This is a genomic window from Dietzia cercidiphylli (assembly GCF_014145145.1).
Taxonomy (GTDB): domain Bacteria; phylum Actinomycetota; class Actinomycetes; order Mycobacteriales; family Mycobacteriaceae; genus Dietzia; species Dietzia natronolimnaea.
Genome location: NZ_JAALEA010000054.1, coordinates 1 through 4,095 on the forward strand (window position 1 = coordinate 1; position 4,095 = coordinate 4,095).

At 71.1% G+C, this 4,095-nt stretch carries 3 protein-coding genes; 1 reads left to right on the forward strand and 2 read right to left on the reverse strand.

The annotated features are described in order from the left end of the window. On the forward strand, nt 1–1,526 hold a 1,526-nt coding region (locus tag G6028_RS02715; protein ID WP_182657970.1), incomplete at its 5' end, for an NAD(P)-binding domain-containing protein. A 23-nt stretch (nt 1,527–1,549) separates the two neighbouring features. On the opposite strand, the gene G6028_RS02720 is transcribed toward G6028_RS02715, so the two are convergent. Both G6028_RS02720 and G6028_RS02725 read right to left on the reverse strand, forming a co-directional pair. After that, entirely contained in the window at nt 1,550–3,142 is a 1,593-nt protein-coding gene (locus G6028_RS02720; protein WP_194306782.1) for an HNH endonuclease signature motif containing protein, read from the reverse strand. Between the two features lie 345 nt (nt 3,143–3,487). After that, nucleotides 3,488–4,095 (reverse strand): helix-turn-helix domain-containing protein (locus G6028_RS02725; protein WP_182657971.1); only part of this gene is annotated, 608 nt, incomplete at its 5' end.

Sequence of the window (4,095 nt, forward strand, 5' to 3'; positions counted from 1 at the left end):
CGGCCCCCGACCCCGCGGCCGAGGCCGAGGCCGAGGCCGAGGCCCAGACCTCCCGCCGCCTGCCCGACGCGGACGCTCGCCTGGCGACACTCCGTGCCCGTGTGCACGAGGACATCGCCGCCACCAGCCATGCCCGTGACTGGATCCCCCGCGCTCCCGGGTCCACGGAACTCGACGTCCTGGTGATCGGCGGCGGGCAGGCCGGCCTGGGCACGGCGTTCGCACTGCAGCGCCAACGGATCGACCGCGTCCTGGTGGTGGACGACGGTCCGGAACACGAGGTGGGCTGCTGGGACCGCTATGCCCGCATGCACACCCTGCGCAGCCCCAAACATATGAGGGGCATCGAGTTCGACGTCCCCTCCCTCCACGTCCGGCGCTGGTTCGAGGCCGTCTACGGAGAGGCCGCCTGGGCCGCCGTCGAGCTCATTCCCCGCCTGGACTGGAACGACTACCTGCGCTGGTACCGGGAGGTCACGAGGATCAGCGTCCAGCATCGGACCCGGGTCACCGCGATTCACCGCCCCGCCACCCCGGACGGGCCGTTTTCCGTGGATCTGCGTGGTCCGGAGGGTCGGGAGACCACGCTGACCGCCCGGCGCATCGTCTGCGCACTCGGGCTCGCGGGCGGGGGCGGTGTGCGCGTGCCGGAGTTCATCTCCTCTCTGCCCCGCGAACGCTGGTTCCACACGGAGGACCCGATCGACTTCACCGCATTGCGGGGTCAGCGGGTGGCGGTGCTGGGCGGCGGCGCCTCCGGGTTCGACAACGCGGCCACCGCGCTGGACCACGGCGCCGTCCGGGCGCATGTGTTCGTGCGACGGGCGACGGTCCCGGCCTCCAACCCGCTGCGGTGGATGGAGTTCCCGGGCATGCAGGAGCGCTTCTACGACCTGGACGACCAGCGCAAGTGGGACTTCGGCGTGATGTCCGGAGGTCTTCCGCAGCCGCCCACGCAGCACGCGGTGTGGCGGTGCTTCACTCACTCCGGCTTCGCCTTGCACACCGGCTGTGGGTGGAACGCAGTCTCGATGGTCCACACCGGCACCGGTGGGCAGGAGATCGCGATCGACACCACCAGGGGGCGGTTCCACGCTGACGTCGTGCTGTCCGCGACCGGATACCAGGTGGACCTGCAGATGCGTCCGGAGCTCACCGAGTTCGTCGACGACATCGCGTTGTGGTCCGACCGCCACCCTCCCGCGGTCGATCACCCGGCCGGACGGAGTCCCTACCTGGGTCCGGGGTTCGAGTTCACCGAACGCGATCCGGGCACCGCCCCGTGGCTCACCCGGCTGCACCACTTCTCGACCGGTGCGCGGGCCTCCATGGGCGTCACCGGGAACCAGCTCTCCGGGATCTACGGCGGGATCGGGCGGATCGCCTCGGCGATCACCACTGCGATCACCCGCGAGAACTGGGACAGGCTCGCCGGTGACTTCGCGTCGTTCGAGCACATCGAGGTCCGATCCATCGGTCCCCACGACGCCTCCGACGGGTGGTATCCGACGAGCTCGCGCTTCTGACGTCGAGAGTCGCGCGCAGCCCATCAGAACGGGGGCTCCTCGTCCGACAGGGGAGTCGACGGCGTGGGCGGAGACACCGGACCGGTCTGTGGTGCCTGTCGCCAGAGTCGAGCCTGCGCACGGAGGTTGCGTCTCTCGACATCGCGACGGTGGCGCAGGTGGGGTCGCCGCCGCGACTCGGCCGATCCGGAGCCGGTCTCACCCGCTTCGGCTGCCTCCCGCTGTAGTCGGCTCGCCTCAGGGTGTCGTGGTGCGGCGTGGCCGGCGAAAGGCCCCGTGGGGAAGGTCGTGATGCGGGTTGCGGGGTCCCTGTTCGGGTGGTGGGGGCCGTGTATCCACACGTATGAACCGTCGGTCTCCCGGTAGTAGGCCCACACCCCGTCGGTCTTGAGTCTGTGGTGGAAGCGGCAGAGGGTGCCGAGGTCGTCGCACGTCGTGTGTCCGCCCTGGTCGGGGTGGTCATGGTCGAAGGGGACGATGTGGTCGAGGTCGGATTTCTCGGCGGAGGTCTGGCAGCCGGGGAAAACGCACGTACCGTCGCGCCCCCGACAGAAGCGGGCCAGGGCCTCGGACGGGGTGTGGCGCCGCGCAGCGGCGGTGTCCGGATCCGCGAGTTCGGAGAGTGCGTTGACCCGCCGCCTGGCGTCGCGCTGCAGTTCCTCGGCGGTGTGCCGGGTGATCGGCCCGTACCCGGCGAGGGTGATGCCGCGATTGTCCGGGGTGCCATCGTCGTATGCGTGGATGATGACCCGGCGAGCCGCAGACCGGGCTTCCGGGTCGGCGGGGTGTTCTCCTTGCGGGTCGGGCAGGCAGGCCCAGCCGCGGCTGAGCGCGAGCAATCCGGCGGCGCGGAGCTGGCCGAGGGGGCGCGGATCGTCGGCCGAGGCGGTGCGGGCGAGGGCCTCGATACGGTCCGCGATCTCCAGCGCGTCCTCGGCGGTGAGTGTGGCCGAGATGATCGCACGGTCGTCCCGGAGGGGCACCAGCTCCACGTCCTGGTCACGTCGCGCCTGCCGGGCGCGGGCATCGGCACCGAGTGGATCGCAGGCCGCGACGGTCTTGATGAGCATCTTGCGCAATGGGCCGAGCCTCGGCGGGTGGGTCCGGCGCCTGGTGGGAGCCAACCCGTCGCTGATCCGCCGATCGAGTTCGGGCATGAGGTGATCGGCCACAAGGGCTGTCTCCTCGGCGATGGTGTGCGCGGCGAGGATTCCTATCCACCCCGTCGCCAGTAGCGCCGCCGTTCGGGGGAGCCGTTCGGTCAGTTCGACCGCGGTGGTCACCAGACGGGATGCGCCGTGGCGTGAGAGCGCCATAGAGGCGCCGATCATCGTGGCGGCGGCGTCCCACGGATCACGATGGCGGTCGTGCTCGGTGGCGAAACGATCGGTGGCGGAACGGACACAGTCGTAGGCGTAGGCGAGCGTCCGACCCTCGGCCGCGCAGATCGTCCTCTGGGCGAGGTAGCCGCGTTGTTGGCCCGGGTCCCACCGGGCGAACGCCTCGGGGACCAGCACGGGGAGTGCGGGCCCCGTCCACGTGGTGAATCCGGGAGGCGGGATGAGCGCCTCGGGAGGCTCGACGTCGTCGGAAGCAGGGGGAGGTGTCGCGATCATGGTTCGATAGTATGTTCGAGATCTGACACGGTGTGGAGGCGTGGATTCCGTGGGCCTGACCTGCGATGCCCTGCACGCGGCGTGCAGGGCATCGCAGGTCAGCGGGGTGTGGGGCGACGGTCCGACGGGGTTCGGCGGAGTGCCGGCGGGAGAGTGTCCGTGGAGAAGAAGGGACTCCGGGCGGCGCGGGATGGCACGGGATGATTCGGTGCGGGTCCGGGTCCGGGTCCGGGTGCGGGTGCGGGTGCGGGTGCGGGTGCGGGTGCGGATCCGGTGGTCCCGACCTGGGGTGCCCTGCTCGGCCCCTGCAGGGCAACGCAGGTCGGAACCGTGTGGGGCGGTGACTCAGCCCGGTCGTGCCACGATCAGGCAGGCCTGCCCGCCCTCGGGCACGTACCAGCGGTGGGGGAGGGTGCCGTCGTACCTCGCGACATCCCCCGCCTGCAGTCGGCTGAGAGACTCGCCCACCTCGAGCAGGACCGTGCCCCTGGTGACGTACACCCATTCGCGGCCCGGGTGTTCGAAGAATCGGCCCGGCACGTGATTGGTTTCCACGAACTCGAGGAACTGCGTGTCGTTGGGCCCGCCCGGAAGTAGTCGGGTGTGCCCTCCGACGGTGCCCTCCGCGCGGGTGAGGACGGCGCCCTCGGAGGCGCGACGAATGTCCACGCGTCCGCCCGTCGCCGGTGGCGAGTCGCCTGCCGTCGACGGGTCGCCCGCCGGCGCGTCGGGGCCTCCGGGCGTCGGGGCGACGGCGTCGACCGCTTCGAGTAGGTGCGCCTGTGTGGTGCCCAATGCGTGGGCGAGCCCCTCGAGCGTCGACATGCTCGGGGCCGCCTTGCCACGCTCGATCTGGCTGAGGAACGGTTGCGAGATGCCGGCCTGGCCGGCCACCGCCACGAGGGTAAGGCCGAGTTGCTGACGGTGGTGCCGGATGCGTGCACCCAGGCGCG